At 46.4% G+C, this 17,837-nt stretch carries 16 protein-coding genes and 1 pseudogene; 5 read left to right on the forward strand and 12 right to left on the reverse strand.

Going from position 1 to position 17,837, the window contains the following annotated elements; translation table 11 throughout:
• Positions 1 to 2: 2 nt before the first annotated feature.
• The 8 genes from cyoA to R7F64_RS16585 all read right to left on the reverse strand — a co-directional run bounded on the left by cyoA (position 3) and on the right by R7F64_RS16585 (position 9,343).
• Complete coding sequence (gene cyoA / locus R7F64_RS16550; RefSeq protein ID WP_005388604.1) at positions 3 to 884, reverse strand: ubiquinol oxidase subunit II; 882 nt, start codon at positions 882 to 884, stop codon at positions 3 to 5.
• 798 nt (positions 885 to 1,682) lie between these two features.
• Positions 1,683 to 2,441, reverse strand: a complete 759-nt coding sequence (locus R7F64_RS16555) for an SDR family oxidoreductase (protein ID WP_005375778.1) — start codon at positions 2,439 to 2,441, stop codon at positions 1,683 to 1,685.
• Between the two features lie 110 nt (positions 2,442 to 2,551).
• Positions 2,552 to 3,457: a 3-hydroxyisobutyrate dehydrogenase gene (gene mmsB / locus R7F64_RS16560; protein WP_053307783.1), complete on the reverse strand. Its 906-nt coding sequence runs from the start codon at positions 3,455 to 3,457 to the stop codon at positions 2,552 to 2,554.
• 11 nt (positions 3,458 to 3,468) lie between these two features.
• A complete protein-coding gene (locus R7F64_RS16565) occupies positions 3,469 to 4,608 on the reverse strand; it encodes an enoyl-CoA hydratase/isomerase family protein (RefSeq protein WP_318071912.1) in 1,140 nt (379 codons plus the stop codon).
• Between the two features lie 8 nt (positions 4,609 to 4,616).
• The gene (locus R7F64_RS16570) at positions 4,617 to 5,402 is read right to left on the reverse strand and encodes an enoyl-CoA hydratase (protein WP_086047320.1); all 786 of its coding nucleotides are present in this window, start codon (positions 5,400 to 5,402) and stop codon (positions 4,617 to 4,619) included.
• Between the two features lie 38 nt (positions 5,403 to 5,440).
• A complete protein-coding gene (locus R7F64_RS16575; RefSeq protein ID WP_213895892.1) occupies positions 5,441 to 6,595 on the reverse strand; it encodes an acyl-CoA dehydrogenase family protein in 1,155 nt (384 codons plus the stop codon).
• Positions 6,596 to 6,614: 19 nt separating this feature from the next.
• Complete coding sequence (locus tag R7F64_RS16580; protein ID WP_064354633.1) at positions 6,615 to 8,108, reverse strand: CoA-acylating methylmalonate-semialdehyde dehydrogenase; 1,494 nt, start codon at positions 8,106 to 8,108, stop codon at positions 6,615 to 6,617.
• Positions 8,109 to 8,131: 23 nt separating this feature from the next.
• On the reverse strand, positions 8,132 to 9,343 hold the full coding sequence (locus R7F64_RS16585) for an acetyl-CoA C-acyltransferase (protein WP_017821196.1): 1,212 nt from the start codon (positions 9,341 to 9,343) through the stop codon (positions 8,132 to 8,134).
• 275 nt (positions 9,344 to 9,618) lie between these two features.
• On the opposite strand from R7F64_RS16585, the gene R7F64_RS16590 reads away from it, so the two are divergent.
• The 5 genes from R7F64_RS16590 (at position 9,619) to R7F64_RS16610 (ending at position 14,636) form a co-directional block, all read left to right on the forward strand.
• On the forward strand, positions 9,619 to 9,993 hold the full coding sequence (locus tag R7F64_RS16590; RefSeq protein WP_017821195.1) for a MerR family transcriptional regulator: 375 nt from the start codon (positions 9,619 to 9,621) through the stop codon (positions 9,991 to 9,993).
• A gap of 66 nt (positions 9,994 to 10,059) precedes the next feature.
• Positions 10,060 to 11,229, forward strand: coding sequence for an isovaleryl-CoA dehydrogenase (locus R7F64_RS16595; protein ID WP_318071913.1), 1,170 nt, complete (start codon positions 10,060 to 10,062; stop codon positions 11,227 to 11,229).
• A 25-nt stretch (positions 11,230 to 11,254) separates the two neighbouring features.
• On the forward strand, positions 11,255 to 12,859 hold the full coding sequence (locus tag R7F64_RS16600) for a carboxyl transferase domain-containing protein (RefSeq protein ID WP_136976445.1): 1,605 nt from the start codon (positions 11,255 to 11,257) through the stop codon (positions 12,857 to 12,859).
• A gap of 29 nt (positions 12,860 to 12,888) precedes the next feature.
• Positions 12,889 to 13,728, forward strand: a complete 840-nt coding sequence (locus tag R7F64_RS16605; protein WP_206969244.1) for an enoyl-CoA hydratase-related protein — start codon at positions 12,889 to 12,891, stop codon at positions 13,726 to 13,728.
• Positions 13,728 to 14,636 (forward strand): hydroxymethylglutaryl-CoA lyase, encoded by a 909-nt coding sequence (locus tag R7F64_RS16610; RefSeq protein ID WP_085568956.1) that lies wholly within the window; start codon positions 13,728 to 13,730, stop codon positions 14,634 to 14,636. Before R7F64_RS16605 ends, R7F64_RS16610 begins: the two co-directional genes overlap by 1 nt.
• Positions 14,637 to 14,682: 46 nt before the next feature.
• Here the strand turns inward: R7F64_RS16610 and R7F64_RS16615 are convergent, their stop codons facing one another.
• The 4 genes and pseudogenes from R7F64_RS16615 to R7F64_RS16625 form a co-directional block, all read right to left on the reverse strand.
• Positions 14,683 to 15,561: a DMT family transporter gene (locus R7F64_RS16615; RefSeq protein ID WP_047100918.1), complete on the reverse strand. Its 879-nt coding sequence runs from the start codon at positions 15,559 to 15,561 to the stop codon at positions 14,683 to 14,685.
• 391 nt (positions 15,562 to 15,952) lie between these two features.
• Entirely contained in the window at positions 15,953 to 16,489 is a 537-nt protein-coding gene (locus tag R7F64_RS24535) for a methyl-accepting chemotaxis protein (protein WP_372036153.1), read from the reverse strand.
• Positions 16,487 to 17,266 (reverse strand): annotated as a pseudogene (locus R7F64_RS24540) (PAS domain-containing protein); the annotation flags it as partial. The pseudogene R7F64_RS24540 and the gene R7F64_RS24535, both read right to left, overlap by 3 nt.
• 165 nt (positions 17,267 to 17,431) lie before the next feature.
• Positions 17,432 to 17,746 carry a hypothetical protein gene (locus R7F64_RS16625; protein ID WP_104976547.1) on the reverse strand — a complete coding sequence of 105 codons (315 nt, stop codon included), beginning with the start codon at positions 17,744 to 17,746 and terminating at the stop codon, positions 17,432 to 17,434.
• Positions 17,747 to 17,837 lie beyond the last annotated feature (91 nt).

Genomic DNA, 17,837 nt, shown 5'->3' on the forward strand with positions numbered 1-17,837 from the left:
GATTATCCTTGGTTTTCAGGCAAACAGTTCATTGAACCAGGATGCTGAGTCACAACGTCGGTGAACAAGAACGGAGGAACGCTAGAGAACAAAGTGACTGGCTCTGCGATACTTGGCGCTGCCAGTGAGCTGTATTGCTCCCAATCTTCAATACGATCAGGGCTCGCCTTCACTTTCTGCACCCAATTTAGGAACGCAGCACGATCAGACATTGCTGAAGCTGTGAACTTCATTTGCGAAAAGCCTTCGCCGCTGTAGTTCGATGCAAAACCCTTGTAGTCACCTTCGTGGTTCGCTATCAGGTTAAGCTTGGTAACCATGCCTGGCATCGCGTAGATCTGTGTACCTAAGCGAGGGATGAAAAACGCGTTCATGATGTTGTCCGAAGTCAGTTTGAACTGCACTGGCACGTCTTTCGGGAACGCCACATAGTTCACCGTCGCAATGTTTTCTTCTGGATAGATGAACAACCATTTCCAATCGAGTGACACCACTTCGATGGTCATTGGTTTAACATCACTTTCCAAAGGTTTGGATGGCTCTAGTTCATGAGTCGAACGCCATGTGATCGTCGCAAGAATCGCAATGATGATGATTGGAATTGTCCATACCACCACTTCGATTTTGGTCGAGTGTGACCACTCGGGTGCGTACTCTTCTTCAGTGTTAGAGGCGCGGTATCGGTAAGCGAAGTAAATCGTCATTAAAATCACAGGGATTACAACGATCAACATCAGCAAAAGAGCAGTAATAATTAACTCTTTTTCTTGCACACCAATGGCACCTTTGGGGTCAAGTAAAGCTGAATTACATCCTGAGAGCATAAGTATGACGGACGCCAAACTTCCCCTCGACAAGATGCGTTTATATCTTGAGGCTTCCATTAACTTTCTCGATGGTTGTCTGGTTTCAAAGCAGATGCCAATCAAAGTAAATAAGAGCTCACAAATAGCGCAGAGGTAATGTATGAGAACAAGAAAAAACTTCGATAAGTAGTTATTCTACTTACAATTTTTCAACTTCGTCATCAAGCATTTAACCAGCTAGAATGAACCGTTATTTACTACGATACGATTGGTATCAAGCCAAGAACCAGTTGTTATAGTCATTAGAATGTTTATGTGTTGAGCATGAGTAACGTCGGGCTCAGAGCGAAACAAAACGGAATTGAGTGGAGATCAAAACCACACTCTTAGTGTGAGTTTATTGTTACACTTTGAAACACTATGTTACATTTGGCGCATTATGAGGAGTAAAAAGTTAAAGCTCATTAGCCACAACTGGAAACTAACCTTCCATTAATGGAAGTTACACACTTTAAATAGAATATTAACCTCAACACGAATTTCTCGTGCTTCAACAACTAATTATTTAAAAACAAACAGTTGAAACTAAAAATTGATGAGACTGACTATCAACTTCATTTACGCAGATAGCCTTAATGAGAAGCGGAAACTAAAAAACCAAAAGTGTGATCAGAATCAAATTAATGATTTCACTTAATATTTGAGTGGTATTTGCATCTCTTTATTGGATTGTGAGAAATCATTCTCAAGGTAAATCCAAACATAAGTTGTAAATACATTTGGGCTGCGCAGAATGAGCACTCCACAACATAGAAAATGTTGAAATGGAAAGAAACTTATTATTCAGGTCCATCAGAGCCTTATTTCAGTGGTCACTTACATACGAATACCGCCATCCACTTCTAAAACCCTGCCAGTAAAGTAATCACTCTCAATAATGTATTTTACTGCATGCGCGATTTCGCTTGTTTCGCCCATCCTGCCAACTGGGATCATCTTTTCTAATCGCTCTATGGCTTCGGGTTTCATTTGCTCTGCCATCGCGGTGTGTACTACACCTGGTGCAACCGCCGCCGCACGAATACCGTATCTTGCGAGCTCACGGGCCCATGTTGTCGCCATGGTCGCGACCGCCGCTTTAGATGCAGAATAATTGGTTTGTCCGATATTCCCTGCTCTCGCAACACTAGAAATATTGATGATAACGCCTTGGGAGCCACTCTCAATCATCTTGACGGCAGCTTCACGCCCACACAAAAACGTTCCTGTCACGTTAACGTTCATGACCAAGTTGAATTGATCCAAAGACATCTTACTGATCACGCCATCTTTTGCTTTTACAAGTAACCCATCTCTTAACACGCCAGCGTTATTGACTAACCCATTGAGTTGACCAAAATCTTGGATAATCGCTTCAAACGTGGTTTCAACGTCGATTTCGTTGGTGACATCCACTTGATATGTCAACGCTTTCGCACTCAGCATTCGACACTGCTCTTGTGTTTCCATTAAGCCACTGGCGTTTACATCCAACAACGCTAAATCAGCGCCAGCTTGAGCAAGGGTAATGGCCATCATTTGCCCAAGCCCCTGCCCTGCTCCTGTAATGGCAATAACACTACTTTTTATGTCCATATTGGTGCACTCCATAGCTCGTAATGTTCTCTATCTCAACCAGTCTAAGTTGGCCGAAATGATGCGCGTTTTAGGTCACCATCTCGGGCTGGTTTGTCACAAAACTCAGTCTAGCCTTTCTTACTCTTGTATAACTCAAATAAGCTTGAGAAATCGAGCTCGCCGTGGCCGCTCGCGTTGTGGAAAGAATATAAGTTGCGCGCTAACGACCCCATCGGAACCGAAGAATGTGTTTGTAACGCCGCATCTAACCCCAAGCCGAGATCTTTTAGCATGAGTTTGCTCATAAAGCCCGGTTGGTAATCGTGACTGGCTGGCGCACTGTCCATCACGCCTGGGCAAGGATTGTAAAGCTCCAATGCCCAATTTCGGCCAGAGCTTTGCAGCATGATGTTTGATAGCACTTTTGGATCGAGTCCATGATCGATACCTAGGTTTAATGCCTCGCACGTACCAGACATTAAAATGCCGAGCATAAGGTTGTTACAGATTTTCGCCATTTGACCATCGCCTGCTTTGCCAGCATGGAAAACATTTTTTCCCATATACTGCAAAATCGCATTGGCTTTAGAAAACGCTTGATCCGAACCACCAACAATAAAGGTTAATGTCGCCGCTTTCGCGCCAGCAACGCCTCCCGAAACGGGCGCGTCGACAAACAACACACGTTTATTTGCCGCTTCATTGGCGACTAATCGCGCAGAGTCCGGATCAATGGTTGAACAATCAATCATCAAGGTACTTGGCGAGACAAGATTGAGGACACCTACGCCGCCGTGTAAGTCGCCAAGATACACGGAACGAACGTGAGATCCTGCTGGTAGCATCGTGATGACCGTGCTTGCACCATCCACGACTTCCTCGATAGAGCTCGCCACCACCGCACCAAAAGGTGCAAGTTGCTTTGCCGCTTCGCTATCGACATCAAATACTTGCACGTTAAATCCAGACGCTAATAAGTTTTGCGCCATCGGATGCCCCATTCTTCCTAAACCGATAAATGCGATGGTACTCATGATCATTCTCCTTATTGACCTAGTGTTTGTTCACCCAAATCAGCAAGCGGATGTTCGTCATCCGGCCAAAGTGAGGTAAACAAGGTATCGATGACATCTTCATCGACTTCACTGACACTGTTAAACATCCAGTTAGGTTCGCCATCCCGGTCAATAAGCCGAGAACGGACGCCCTCTTTAAACTCACCTAATAAGGCACTGCGAACCGACAAACTCAACTCTAAACGGAAACAATCTGCAAGCGGTAAGCTGTGGTACTCTTTCACTTGTCTAAAGCAAATATGCGCGGTGATCGCACTACCCGATGCGAACGTTTGTTTCGCGTTTTCTATCCACTGGCTATTCCCTTCGATAGCCATGATTCGCTGTGCTATCGCATTAAGATCAAAGCCTTTGCACGCTTCCTCTATCTGATCTAAGTATGGACAAATTTGCGTGGTTGGTTTGCTATCAATAACTTGTTCTTCCATTAACTGTAGTAGTGCAGTTACCAACTCTTTCGCATCTTCTTTGCCCCACTGGAGCCGCTTTAGCTCATCCAGTAAGGTGGGATACTGCTCTTCCAACAGTGACCAATCGGCCAAACCAATAGTGACAGCGTCACTTGAATTTACCATTGAACCTGTCAACCCGAGGAATAAACCCACTTGCGGATCTATCTGGCTTAAAAACCACGTACCTCCCACATCAGGATACAGTCCAATATTGATTTCTGGCATAGCAAGGCGTGATGTTGTTGTCACAACTTTATGGCTGGTTCCCATAAAAAGCCCCATCCCACCGCCCATGACAATACCTTCTCCCCAACCGATAATGGGTTTGTTGTAAGTGTGGATGAGATAGTCACACTCATACTCCAACGAGAAATAGTTCGTACAGAACTCTACGATTTTTTCTTTACTCTCGTTATGCATGACGTGATACATAGCTCGAACATCACCACCAGCACAGAATGCTTTTTCTCCAGCGCCAGTGAGTACCACACAAGTCACATGCGGATCGTCTTGCCACTTGACAAGCTGATCGTTAAGTTGGACTAACATGTCATACGTCAATGCATTCAATGAAGCGGTGTTGTCTAACGTTGCGATACCAATGCGGTGCACGCCATCTAAGCACTCTATTTCACTGATGGTTACCATCCCTGCCATGTGGCCTCCTATCGGTTTTTCCATTGCGGTGGGCGTTTTTCTAAAAAGGCGCAAACACCCTCAACTTGATCTTCCGTATCAAAAAGATTCAGAAACAACTCTCGCTCTTTCATTAAGCCGTGTTGAAGTGGCGCAGAGCGCATATTTTGAATGAGCGCCTTACATGCGGCGACAGAAGATGGCGACTGGTTCGCAACAGATTCAGCAAGCTCCATCGCTTTACTTAAAGCTTCGCCTTTGGGAACCAACTCCTCAACTAGGCCAAGTTCTTTTGCTTTGTCAGCGCTGACTTGCTCTCCACATAAAATGATACGCTTTGCCCAGCCTTCCCCTACTAACGCTGTGAGGTTTTGGGTACCGCCAGCGCAGGGCAAAAGTCCGACTTTGGCTTCAGGTAAAGCAAGTACCGCTTGCTCTTCAACGACTCGAATATCACAAGCTAATGCCACTTCTAAACCTCCACCCATGGCGTAACCATTAATAGCGGCAATGGAAACACCACGGAATTCCGAGAGCATTTCAAAGGCTTCACCAAAGCATCGCGCCATGTCTAACGCAACCGCTTTGTCACCGTCAGAAAATAGCTTGAGATCTGCACCAGCAGAGAAAAACTTTTCTCCACTGCCGGTTAAAACCAATGAATAGACCTGCTTATCATCGTTAAGTGTGAGTATCAGCGATTTCAGTGCCTTGAGACTCTCTGCTGTCCACGTATTGGCTGGCGGGTTGTTCATCGTCACCACCGCAACGTGATTAGTGATCGTATGTTGAATGGCTTCTTGGGTTAATGGCATATCTGAATCCTTTCTCAATGAGCAAATCCAATACTTCGCTACAGCAAGGCCGACTCCTCTGAGAGTAAACGGCGCGCGATGATCAAGCGCATGATTTCGTTTGTCCCCTCCAGAATTTGATGCACACGCACATCTCTGAAATGACGCTCCATTGGATACTCTTTGATGTAACCATAGCCGCCATAAAGCTGTAGCGCGTGGTCGCAAACCTGAAAGCCCACATCAGTCGCGAACCGTTTTGCCATAGCGCAATAAGCCGTCGCATCGGGGTCATTTCGGTCGAGCTTGCTGGCGGCATAGCGCACTAACTGCCGTGCAGCCACGAGCTCTGTCGCCATGTCTGCTAATTTGAATTGTAAGGCTTGAAACTGCGCAAGCGGTTTGCCGAACTGCTTACGCTCCTGAATATACTGTGTCGCCTGTTCAAGGGCCTGTTGAGCCGTACCGACGGAACAGGTCGCAATATTTATACGCCCTCCATCAAGCCCTTTCATCGCAAAGACAAAACCTTGCCCTTCTTCGCCCAGTAAATGGCTAGCTGGAATAACGACATTTTCAAAAGTAACCGCTCGTGTTGGTTGGCTGTTCCAGCCCATTTTGGGTTCTTTGCGCCCATAGCTGATACCATCTGCGTGAGCAGGAACAACAAATGCAGACACGCCTTTGGCACCCGCTTCTCCGGTTCTCGCCATCACGACCAAAACATCTGTCTCTCCCGCGCCAGAGATAAAGGTTTTGCCGCCGTTGATGACATACTTATCTCCCTTTTTTGTAGCGGAAGTGGTCAGTGCAGCGGCGTCTGATCCTGCGTTGGGTTCGGTTAAGCAATAGGAGCCTAACCACTCCCCCGTAACTAATTTCGGACAGAACTGCGTTTTGGCTTCATCGGTAGCAAAACTGGCTATCATCCAACTCACCATATTGTGGATAGTCATGAAAGCGGTCGTCGACGTACAGCCCATTGAGAGTTGTTCAAAGATAATTGAAGCATCCAAGCGACTCAGCCCTAGGCCACCTTGCGCTTCTGGAGTGTAGAGACTGAGAAACCCCAGTTCCCCCGCCTCTCTCAATACGTCTTTGGGGAAGATCTGCTTTTCATCCCACTCCGCCGCCATCGGTGCTAAACACTCATCGGCAAATTGCTGAGCGGTATCGGCAAATGCACGTTGATCTTCATTAAGTTCAAAGTCCATAAAAGCTCCTTCTATTCACTCAGCGCAGTTGGATGGTCAAATTAGGCCCCGTTGGAATATCGTCATCAAACCAACGTGCCGTCACCGTTTTGGTCTCGGTATAAAAACGTACCGCTTGTTTACCATACGCATGTAAATCACCATAGAAACTGCCTCTCCAACCAGTAAAGGAGAAAAATGGTAAAGGGACTGGAATAGGCACATTGATCCCAACCTGACCGACTTGAATGTCATGCTGATATTTTCTCGCAGCAGCGCCATTAGCGGTAAATATAGAAGTTCCGTTGCCGTAAGGGTTGCGATTCACTAACTCAATAGCTTCTTGCAACGTTTCGACTTCCATACAAACTAAGACAGGGCCAAATATCTCTTGCGTGTAAATCGACATGTTCGCTGTTACACCGCTAAACAAGGTTGGGCCAATCCAGTTTCCATCGGGAAAGCCTTCCACTTCACACTGACTGCCATCGAGTTCACACACTGCGCCTTGTTGTTTGCCATCTTCAATTAGGTCCAATACGCGTTGTTTAGCTTGCTCACTGATCAGTGGGCCATAAGCAGCTTGCTCATCGTCCCAAGGCCCTGGGTGTACTTTCGCCATTGCCTGTTTGAGGTCTGTAATCCATTGTTTTGAATCGCCGACAAATACCGCAACAGAAATTGCCATACAACGCTGCCCCGCAGCCCCTACGGAGGCTCCGATTAGGTTATTCACCACTTGATCTTTGTTTGCATCAGGCATGATCACCATGTGATTCTTTGCACCAGCAAAAGCTTGAACCCGTTTAAAATGTTTAGTCCCTGTGGTGTAGATATAACGGGCAACGGGAACCGAGCCAACAAATGACACCGCTCGAATATCAGGATGAGCCAGAAGAAAGTCGACTTGCTCTTTGCGGCCATGAACGATCTGCAACACTCCTTTCGGCGCGCCAGCTTGCTCAAATAATTCAGCTAAACGAATAGAGGTCAATGGCACTTGTTCGGAGGGTTTAAGCACAAATGTATTGCCCGCAGCGATAGCGATTGGGAACATCCACAACGGAATCATGGCAGGAAAGTTAAATGGCGTAATGCCGCAACACACACCTAGGGGCTGAATCATTGAGTAACTATCAATATCCGTGGCAACGTTTTCGACGGTTTCGCCCATCATGTTGCTAGCAATGTTTGCCGCCTGCTCAACCACCTCGATACCACGCCACACATCGCCTTTAGCATCCGCTAAAATCTTACCCGTTTCATGAGAAAGCAGTGTGGCAAGCTCATCATGATGCTCTTTGAGCAAGTGCTGATAACGAAGCATGACTCTGGCACGCTCGGATACCGCCACTTCCTTCCAGGATTGGAATGTCTCTTTCGCATTATCAATGGCAGCTTCCATCTCGTGCTCTGTGGAACATGGAACGTACGCAATGACATCATTAGTGGCAGGATTGGTTACCTCAACCCAATCCGATGTTTGAGATTCACGAAACTCGCCACCAATAAACAAGGGAACCAAACGAGTCATCATTTACTCCTTTCTGATTTCAATTAAAGCGGTATTTCAATGCCTATCGCCGTGGCTTCTCCACCACCGATACAAAGTGACGCAACACCCCGCATCACTTTTTTGGCTTCGAGATCACCATTGGTGCCTAGCGCTTGTAGCTGACGCAAACTGTGAATCAATGTCACCAGAATTCGTGCGCCACTAGCCCCTATCGGATGCCCAAGTGCACAGGCTCCACCTTTAATATTTACTTTGCTCGTATCTAGTCCAAGTTCCGCCACCGCTATTTGTGTCACAACGGCAAAGGCTTCATTGATTTCCCACAGGTCCACTTCATAAATTGACCAATCTAGCTGGAACAGCAGTTGCTCAATTGCGTAAACGGGTGCCAAAGTAAATTCTGCAGGTTTTCTGGCATGTGTAGAGTGCGCCTTGATGATCGCAAGTGGTTTAAGCCCCTGATGACGCGCAGTGTCTTCATCCATAAGCACAAGAGCCGCCGCGCCATCTGAAATGGCACTCGAATTAGCAGCGGTCACCGTACCTTTTTCATCGAATGCAGGTTTGAGTTGAGGAATTTTACCAAGGTCAATCGAGCGTGGGTGCTCATCGTAGTCCAGCACCGCTTGTTCTGACTTGGTATTGAGTGAAACCGGCGAAAGTTCATCGGCAAACAAGCCTCGCTCTTGAGCTTCCAACGCACGTTTTGCCGACATCACGGCCCATTCATCCATTTGCTCTCTGGTGAACTTAAGCCTGTCAGCGACTTGCTGAGCATAAACACCCATTAAGTGCCCTTCGTAAGCATCTTGTAGCCCATCGAGAAACATGTGGTCATACGTAGACTGGTGCCCCATGCGCATTCCCTTTCTCGCCTCCCTCAGCAAATACGGCGCATTGGTCATACTTTCCATACCACCAGCAATGGCTGAGCGAATCGTTCCAGCTTTAATGAGATCGTGCGCTAACATGACGCTCTTCATGCCAGAGCCACACACTTTGTTAATGGTGGTGCACCCTACACCCAAAGGAAGATCGGCCCCCATAGATGCTTGCCTCGCAGGAGCTTGTCCACACCCTGCTGGAAGCACACATCCCATGAACACTTCATCCACCGAAGTCACATTCACTTCGTGCATTGCCGCCTTGATCGCCAGTGCGCCTAATTGAGGAGCAGAGTAAGTTTGCAACTTGCCTTGAAAGCGCCCAATTGGCGTTCTTTTCGCGCTGACAATCCAGATGTCTTTTCCCATGATTCGCATTCCCTTAAGGTATATGTGAACACTTGGCAGAATGATGACACCCTACATAGAATTACTCACCAAGCGCCACACCAGCCTTTATCGCCTTTTTCACTAACAAACTTTCATTCCGCGATTTCTTGACGTTTACGTAAGCATAGCACTAGCCTTTACAATGAGATAAAAAAACACACCAAGCAGACGTTTATATTTCAAAGTTGATGTTCGGCCTTCCCATTTAAGGTTCGATTTCCAGAAACTGGATTTTTATTCGAGGTAAGTATGTTATGGAAAAATACAAGATCAGTGACCTCGCCAAGGAGTTTGATATTACTACTCGCAGTATCCGGTTTTATGAAGACGTGGGTCTGATTGAACCAGAGCGAAAAGGCAATATGCGCGTTTATCAACGCAGGGATAGAATTCGCCTCAAACTGATTTTAAGAGGGAAACGGCTCGGTTTTTCGTTGGCAGAAATTCGTGAACTTTTCGAGCTCTACGACATGCAACAAACCGAGGGACAGTTATTGAAAATGCTCAATATCATTGAAGAGAAACAAGCCGTCCTACAACAACAACTCAACGACATCAGCGTCGTTATGGCTGAGTTGAATGCCGCTAAGGAGCGTTGTATTCAAACACTCAAAAGCAAGCAGACATAAACGCTATACTCAATTAGCAACACCGCTATCGGCTTTTCCACCTTACCTCTGATACCGGGAGACGTTATGAAAAGCACCTATACCCCACTCAATTTCGGACTTGGTGATACCATCGATATGCTCCGAGAACACGTTAATGCCTTTGCTACGGAACATATTGCGCCCATCGCCGCTGAGATAGACCGCGATAACCAGTTCCCGAATCATTTATGGCCTTTGTTGGGAGAAATGGGGTTGCTTGGTGTGACCGTCGATGAAGAGCTTGGTGGTGCAGGCATGGGATACCTCGCTCATGTTGTTGCCATGGAAGAAATCAGCCGTGCCTCTGCGTCTGTCGCTTTAAGCTACGGCGCTCATTCTAACCTGTGCGTCAACCAAATCTTTCGTAACGGCACGCCTTCTCAACGCGAAAAATACCTTCCAAAACTCATTGATGGTACGCACGTTGGCGCCCTAGCGATGAGTGAGCCCAATGCCGGTTCAGACGTGATAAGCATGCAACTGAAAGCGGAGAACAAGGGCGACCATTTTGTACTGAATGGCAACAAAATGTGGATAACAAACGGGCCCGATGCTGACGTAGTGGTGCTTTACGCTAAAACGGATGTCAGCGCAGGTTCACGTGGCATTACCGCATTCATTATTGAACGTAACTTCGCAGGTTTCACTCATGCTCAAAAGCTGGACAAGCTAGGCATGAGAGGCTCGAATACTTGCGAACTTGTATTTAACCATTGCGTAGTGCCAAAAGAGAATATTCTTGGCGAGTTGAATCAAGGCGTCGAGGTGTTAATGAGTGGGCTGGATTACGAGCGCGTCGTCCTTGCTGCCGGACCACTCGGGATAATGCAAGCTTGCATGGACATTGTGGTCCCGTACGTACATGAACGAGAGCAGTTTGGAAAACTCATTGGCGAGTTTCAGTTAGTTCAGGGCAAGATCGCCGATATGTACTCTCGAATGAGTGCAGCAAAAGCGTATGTATATACCGTCGCAGCGGCTTGTGATCGAGGTAACGCAACACGCAAAGACGCCGCTGGCGCGATTTTGTACAGTGCAGAACTCGCCACACAAATGGCACTCGATGCAATCCAGTTGCTCGGTGGGAATGGCTACATCAATGAATACTCTGCTGGTCGTTTGCTACGTGATGCAAAGCTTTATGAAATCGGCGCGGGTACCTCTGAGATTCGCCGCATGTTAATAGGCCGAGAGCTGTTCGAAGAATCTCGCTAACGGAACATACGACAAGGAAGTCATTATGGCCATTATCAAAAGTAAAACTAAGCCAACTGACGAGTTATTTCTTTCCAATAAAGCTGCGATGGAAACGTTGGTCACTCAACTTAATCAACACATCGAGACCATCAAACAGGGCGGCGGTGAAAAAGCCATTGAGCACCAGAGGCAAAAAGGAAAACTCCCCGCACGAGAACGCATCGCGCGCTTGCTTGATGACAACACTGACTTTCTTGAAATCAGCCAGTTTGCCGCCTGGCAAGTGTATGACGAAGCGATCCCCTGCGCTGGTGTTATCGCCGGCATTGGTATCATAGAGGGGATTCAATGCATGGTCATCGCCAACGATGCTTCGGTAAAAGGCGGAACCTACTACCCACTCACGGTAAAAAAACACCTTAGAGCACAAGAGATTGCCCAACGTTGCCAACTCCCCTGCGTGTATTTGGTGGACTCCGGTGGCGCAAATCTCCCTCATCAGTCCGACGTCTTCCCCGACAAAGAACACTTTGGTCGCATTTTCTTTAACCAAGCGAGAATGTCAGCGAAAGGCATCCCCCAAGTTGCTGTTGTGATGGGGCTTTGCACTGCTGGGGGCGCGTACGTTCCTGCCATGGCGGATGTGTCCATTATGGTTAAAGAGCAAGGCACCATTTTTTTGGCGGGGCCACCTTTGGTGAAAGCGGCCACTGGCGAAGTCGTGACGGGTGAAGAGCTCGGCGGTGCAGACGTGCATTGTCGAAAATCTGGTGTCGCAGATTATTACGCTGAAAATGATGAACATGCCCTAATGCTTGCGAGAGAAGCCATTGCCAATGCCAATAGAACAAGACCTGTTAAGCCAGAAAACACCGTGCTTCCTCCCCGCTACGACGCAGAAGAAATCTACGGAATCGTGAATGCCAACTTACGACTGTCATTCGACGTTCGAGAAATTATTGCCCGCATCGTCGATGATTCTGATTTCGACGAATTCAAAGCCTTGTACGGCAGAACGCTAGTGTGTGGTTTCGCTCGTATTCAAGGACACTTGATTGGCATTGTGGCAAACAACGGTATCTTGTTTTCTGAATCGGCACAAAAAGGCGCGCACTTTATTGAGCTGTGCGCCAAACGGAAAACACCGCTTCTTTTTCTCCAAAATATTACCGGCTTTATGGTCGGAAAAAAGGTTGAAGAAGAAGGCATCGCAAAACATGGCGCCAAGCTAGTGATGGCCGTCGCTTGTGCTGACGTGCCGAAGTTTACCGTGATCATCGGTGGATCGTACGGCGCTGGTAATTACGGCATGTGCGGCCGAGCGTATGATCCAACCATGATGTGGATGTGGCCGAACGCGCGTATTTCTGTGATGGGCGGAGAACAAGCAGCAGGCGTTTTAACACAAGTTCGAAAAGACGCGAAGGAACGTCAGGGGGAAGCGTGGTCAGAGCAAGAAGAGCACATTTTTAGAGAATCGATCATAGACTTGTATGAAACACAAGGACATCCCTATTTTGCGAGTGCTCGGCTATGGGATGACGGAATTATTGACCCTAAAAAAACGCGTCAGGTGTTGAGTCAAGCGTTAATAGCAGCATTAAACGCCCCCATTCCTGATAGCGAGTTTGGCGTCTTCAGAATGTAAACATCCAAAGATGAATTAAGGAAGTTAGTATGCAGGAAATGCAACCAAGCATTATTCCCAACGCCCAAAGGCAAGATGATGTTCTTTGGCATGTCGATGATAATGGCGTAGCGACCATTACCCTAAACAGAACAGCCAAACACAATGCTTTTGACGCTTGTACGATCGACTTGCTGATCCACCGCCTAGATTATCTCGCTTTACGAACGGATGTGCGGTGCTTGGTATTAAGAAGTAACGGTAAGCATTTTTCATCCGGGGCCGATTTGAATTGGATGCAGTCGATGGCCGACAGCACGAGGCAAGATAACTTCGTTGATGCCCAAAACTTGGCAAGACTCATGGAAACATTAGATTCGTTCCCTCAACCCACCATCGCAGTTGTTCAAGGTTCCGCTTATGGTGGTGCTTTAGGGTTGATTTGTTGTAGTGATATCGCCATCGCAAGCCAAAGTGCCAAATTTTGCTTAAGTGAAGTTAAGCTTGGTTTAGTTCCAGCGACCATTGCGCCTTACGTCATGCGCGCGATGGGGAATAGACAAGCTAGACGCTATATCTTAAGTGGTGAAGTCATTTCAGCCGAAGATGCCGAACGGTTTGGTATTGTGCACGAAGTGAAAGAAGCCAAACAGCTTGAAAATGCGGTCGATAGTGTAATCAAGACGTTGCTACTTAATAGCCCAGATGCGATGCGTAAAGCGAAAACTCTCTGCCATCAATGTCATCAAAACCCCATCGATCAACAACTGATTCACTATACTAGCAAGCTCATTGCGGACATTAGAGTATCACCCCAAGGTCAAGATGGGCTGCAAGCGTTTCTTGAAAAACGAAGCCCAAGTTGGGTAACCAAATCACAGGACAAGTAATGCTGCCTTCCAAAGTAAATATTGTCGAAGTAGGTCCACGAGATGGATTGCAAAATGAATCTCCTGTTGCGACCCAGACTAAAATCCGGTTGATCAACTTACTCTCTGATACTGGGCTAACGCATATTGAGGCGGGCTCTTTTGTTTCGCCCAAATGGGTGCCACAAATGGCGGACTCAACAGAGGTCATGAAAGCAATAACAAGGCGAAATCATGTTACTTATTCTGCCCTGACACCAAACCTAAAAGGCTTCGAACAAGCCTTGGAGGCTGGTGCCAATCAGGTCGCAATTTTCACTTCATCATCAGAAGGATTCTGCCAACACAATATCAATTGCTCGATTGCAGAAAGTTTAACTCGCTTCGAGCCTGTAATGCGATTAGCCACCAAACACAGCATCCCTGTTCGAGGTTATCTATCCTGCGTTGCAGATTGCCCTTACGACGGTCCAACAGCCCCTAAACAGGTGGCGAGCGTGACCAAATCGCTCATCGATTTAGGGTGCTATGAAGTATCTCTAGGCGATACAATCGGCACAGGCACGCCAAATCGAATTGCTGCTATGCTGGAAGCCGTCATGTTGGTTGCACCTCTTCCCCAGCTTGCTGTCCATTTCCACGATACATGGGGACAAGCTCTCACCAACATTCATCAAGCCTTGAGTATGGGCATCAATACCATCGACAGCAGTGTCGCTGGGCTGGGTGGATGTCCATACGCTCATGGCGCATCAGGAAATGTCGCAACGGAGGATGTACTATATTTATGCCAAGGGTTAGGAATAGAAACGGGGATCGACTTAGAGCTACTGGCTAAAGCTGGCTGGATGATCAGCGAAGAGCTGGGTCGGCAGCCTACATCAAAAGTGTCATTAGCATTGCGTAACCGCGTATTATCACTTTCGTAGAAGGCCATCCGGCACCTCAAATTCTCCCAACCCAAGTTAATTTGCTCTACTTTCGAGTTGGGAAGCGAAACCGCCCGCCAGTACGATAAATAATTAGAGAAAATAAGATAAGCACACAACCTACTAGTTTATTTGCCGTTAGCACTTCGCCATACCACAGCACGCTCAGAATAACCGTCCAAACTGGTTCTAATATCATAATTAGAGCAGCGTTACCTGCCTGAACAAATTTTTGCCCCATGGTTTGCATTACGTAACGCAAGCTCGTCGCTAATAAGGTACTCAACGCAAACCACCACCAAATAGAGGAGTCCACCTCTGCCGGGAAAGATTCCATAAAAAATGAAACCAACAAACCTAAACAACCTGCTGAAAAAAGTTGCACGCAAGTAAGCAGCAACACAGGTAGTTTTTGAGAGTATTTGCTGTTCACATTAAAATGAAGCGCCAAAACCAGTGCTGCACCAAGAAACCACAATTGACTGGCCGATTGTTTCCAGCCACCAACTAAAGAAAGACAAGCGAGACCTAATACAGCGATAGGCAAAGAAAGCCAGAAAATTCGTTGTGGTCGTTGACGAAACATAACCCATGCAACAATCGGCACAAACAGCATGGAAAGGCTCATGATAAATGCGCCTTCCCCGAGAGTATCACTGATAGAAATGGCGTAAATCCATGTCATAACGGCACTGCCTAACAGGAGTCCGACACCACTAGCAGATAACACATCTTTTAAGTTTGCTTTCAGCAAAGGTCGGTAACATAGAGGCAGCAAGCAGAGCGAAGCGATTGTAAATCGCGCCCCAATAAAGCCAAAAGGTGGTAAACCCTGTATTGTTTCCTTAGAGAATATCCAGCCAAGTGCCGCGATCATCGTCGTCGCAACCAGAATAACCGTCGCTTTGCGTTCTGAGTTAAACATAAGTACTCACAAAATATGGAACACACAATAGCGCAGCAAGAGAGTTTTACTGCGCTACTGTGTAAATTTGAAAGGGGTTTGTGTCGAGCGAAAAAGTGAAAGCCCGATCCTCTCCTGTATTGTTGTCACGCAGATTGAAGTTCTGCTTCTAGATACATTAAATGCAGGCAAAGTCTTAAGGCAAGCCTTTTCGCATACTAAATTACTTTAGCATTCTATACAGCAAGCAAACTGGCTAAAACCTGTACGGGGTGTCGAACTACCCCTCCTTCAAAACGCTTAACTTGACTGCGGCAGGAGTAGTATTGCGACTTCAACGCTCCTCAATACAGGTTGAATAAGGTGAATTGCTTTTTACCCATCGCCCCTACAATGAAAACCTATTGATTAACTACAACGAGCGGTTAAATTGCTCCACGGCCTCTACAACACGGCTAGCGCCATCTTGTATTTCATTCATCACATTGCCTGCTTTTTCAGAGAGCTCTAGCGTATCTAGTGCTTCTTTTTGGCATTTAGCGATCAGCTTAACTGCGTTATCTGTTCGCTGTAGGTTTTCACTGACCATTGTGACAATTTCATCGGTGGTTGCATTGGTTCTTGTAGCAAGCTGTCTGACTTCATCAGCAACAACGGCAAAACCTCTACCATGCTCACCCGCACGAGCCGCTTCTATCGCCGCATTTAACGCCAATAAGTTAGTTTGGTCAGCGATACCACTGATGCTATTTACCAACTCGCTAATACGCGATGAGTGCGCTTTAAGCTCGTCAATCGCGGTGTTCGCTTGCTGCATTTGCTCGGAAAGTATCTGCATCTTTTCTAACGTTGAGCCTATAACCTCTTGCCCTTGCAGGGTTTGTGTACCAGTTTCTTGGGAGATTTCGTTCGCCAATTGCGCAGCCTGGGCCATTTTCTGTTCCTGCATCACCTGCTGGGTAATATCTGTCGCGAACTTAACGACCTTGTAGAGCTCTCCTCTGTCGTTATGGATAGGGTTATATGAAGCCTCTAGCCACACCTCTTCACCATAACGGTTAACTCGTTTGAATCGCTCTGATGAAAATTGCCCTTTTGCTAAACGTTGCCAAAACTCACGGTAAGCTTGAGAGCTCGACTCTTCCTGATCACAAAACATGCGATGATGCTTCCCTTGAATCTGATCAAGCGTATAACCCATTGTGTTTAGGAAATTATCGTTGGCTTTTAAAACATGGCCATCTAATGTGAACTCAATCACCGCCATAGAACGACTTAATGCATTTAGCATGTCCTCTTGCTCACGGGATGATTTGATCGTTCGCGTAAGTTCAGAAGCAAAAACAAAAAAGCTTTCTACTTCTCTGCGCTCATTTAAAACAGGCTGGATAATCGTTCTTAACCAGGCTTCCTCACCATTACCTTTCTGTACTTGCAATGCCCCATTCCAGAACACTTTATCTTGGACGGCTTTCTTCATTCGATGAAAGTGGTCTGTATTGCGCGAATTTGACGGTACCAATTCAGTAATTGATTTCGTTAAGATCTCATCATCATGTAAGAAAAGTTCTTGCTGTAGTTTGGTATTTGCAGAAGTAATGAGGCCTTTACTATCCAATGTTAAGCGGATCATCTCTTCATCTAAACTGGTTTGGATTTGCTGCAGGATTTGCAACTCCTGCTTTAATCGTTGATTTTCTTGTTGAAGCGACTTATTAAAAAACATGACTTTCTCTCATTTGACCGACCTTCGGACTAGTCAAAGGTTTATTATTTGTATACCGAATAAACTGCAAGCGGCAAAATCGTTTGGTTGCATATTCAAACGCGATTTCTATTTCTTATAAAAGGATTCTCGCTGGGAATACGGCGATTTTTTCTCCAGTGTAACCTAAGCGCAGTATACTGAAATTTCTTCAGCGCCCAAGCTGTTTATATATTTATCAATATTAAAGCTCTTTATCGCCAGCTTTAGATTTGTATTTGTGGATTTACTTATATGGAAAATTGGTGTGTTCAGATCAATAAGCCTTTTCATCAAAAAAGGGCTTTGACTTAGTTCCAATAATTTTCGCCGTTTTACCGCTTTTCCACCCGACTTTTGAGCGATTACCCACTCCTTATTCGCTTGGATTTCTATTAACAACGCACGGAGCAACAAACGCATCGATTTGCCCAGTATCAATACGTTGTGGTATTCGCTCATTCAGTTTGCCGTGAAGGTGATGAATCACCACCTCATCAGTCGATTCGTCACGATCAGAAATGAGGCAATGAGGTAATAACGCATGACACCA

Origin of the sequence: Vibrio sp. Vb1980 (assembly GCF_033338615.1) — a bacterium.
In the GTDB taxonomy this organism is placed as follows: Bacteria; Pseudomonadota; Gammaproteobacteria; order Enterobacterales; family Vibrionaceae; genus Vibrio; species Vibrio alginolyticus.